Source organism: Planifilum fimeticola, from assembly GCF_003001905.1.
GTDB lineage: Bacteria > Bacillota > Bacilli > Thermoactinomycetales > DSM-44946 > Planifilum > Planifilum fimeticola.
This window is the reverse complement of the sequence record NZ_PVNE01000064.1, coordinates 1-1,697: the sequence shown is the minus strand read 5'-3', so window position 1 is coordinate 1,697 and position 1,697 is coordinate 1. Positions and strand designations below refer to the sequence as shown.

The following is a 1,697-nucleotide window of genomic DNA, read 5'->3' as shown; positions in this document are numbered from 1 at the left end:
AGCCATCCAAGCATACATCCGTTGGCGCAACAAAAACAAACATCACGAAGCCATCTTAAAAGAACAAAACAAGATCAAGGTTGCCTGAAGGGGCACTAGATATGAAGGTAAAGGAACTCAATAGATCCGTATGCATTGCGGTCAGCGAGACAAATTAGGGGACACGGTATACTGCTGCGATTATTTATAGATATCTTTGTTCAGATAGCCTCACCCTTAGTTGGTGGGCTGTATCCGGCTTGGATGTCAATGGGGATGAAAGTTAACCAAATCCATATAGTGAAGGCCTCCTCTTTCTAGCTAGCACGTCGAAGATCTGCTAAAGGAGGAGGCTCAGATTAAGGGGGAGCAATATGGGCAAACGTTCTTCTTCGCCATCCAAGGCGGCCATCGTGGACGCATGGAAAGATTGGCTTGAATGGGATCTGGATGAGCCGCGTTGTTTTGCTTGCGACAAACCGGCTTACTCCGACTACAGAGGAAACAATTATCGTAAAAGATGGGAGCAAGCCCATCTGGAAAAGGCCCACATTATTCCCCATGCTCTTAGTGGTCCCAATACACCTGACAACTACTTCCTTCTTTGTTCCGAGTGTCATCGGTTGGCTCCCACTACGGCCTACAGGGAAGATTTTTTGAAATGGGCTAAGGCGCAGAATTACATCACGCGGAGATTGGAAACAATTAGGTCTGAACTCAACACCTTCCTATCCGACCCCAAAGAACAGGAACAGTTTTTCAAATGGAGTTCACATCTATCTTACGATGACCTGAAGGATATGCTGAGTAAACATAAAGATCTGTTTACCACTCACGGTTCTTCCATGCCCGCGTCCACTTTCGTTGCCATGCTTGTGCGGATTTGGCGTGAACAAACTGCTTCATAACCACGGGTCCTTTTGCAAGGCCTTGGAGGACGGGGGAGGGAAGAGAGGAGACAAGGTTATTTAACATAGAGGAACACGTTAACGGATTTGTCATGGAATACATGGATGAGCAAGGCCAACTTAAAGAAAAAGGCTGGGCATAACGCCCGGGTTAAAGTTTGAGTGTAGATTCGAGACGATGACAGCTGGTGGCGGGTGTCGTCTACATCCAATAGTGCAAAATTCCTGGAGGTTGACGACATCATTTTTTATAACCAAATCCCTCGAAGCCTACATGGGGCACGGAAAGCAGATAATTTTGAAATTGACAGAATTAAATTGGTATAGTGAAAATATCTTGGAATTGATTTCACAGGCTTTATAAGGATTTTTAGGTTACCTATGAGGAGTTGATTTTCCGAACATCGGGAGCTTCGGCAAAAACCCGGGAGGTGTTCGGAAACGCGCAAACCCGCATGAAATAAGGGGATACGAGATTTAGAAGGTGTGAACAGCGGGAAAAAGGGGCTAAAAAATTTGTCGAAAAAGGAGGTGTTCGGAAAACAGCGGAGAAGTATAGGAATGACAAGGGATAGAGCCTCCGCCGTCACAATAAGAACACCTCAGTAAAGAGGATTGAAACATCGAACCGTTGGCGGCCACAGTAAAACCCTTACGGTCACAATAAGAACACCTCAGTAAAGAGGATTGAAACGGCTATTTGGGTAAGTAACTCTAGAAGCTATTTCAAAATTCGGTTTACACACCAAATAATGAATGCAATCAGGCAAAAAGCTCTATAGATATGCAAATATCGGTCATATCGGACCA

General features: G+C 45.0%; 1 protein-coding gene. It reads left to right on the top strand.

The window, feature by feature from the left end:
• Positions 1–353 precede the first annotated feature (353 nt).
• Positions 354–887 carry an HNH endonuclease signature motif containing protein gene (locus tag CLV97_RS17695; protein WP_106346834.1) on the top strand — a complete coding sequence of 178 codons (534 nt, stop codon included), beginning with the start codon at positions 354–356 and terminating at the stop codon, positions 885–887.
• The last annotated feature ends 810 nt before the right edge of the window (positions 888–1,697 follow it).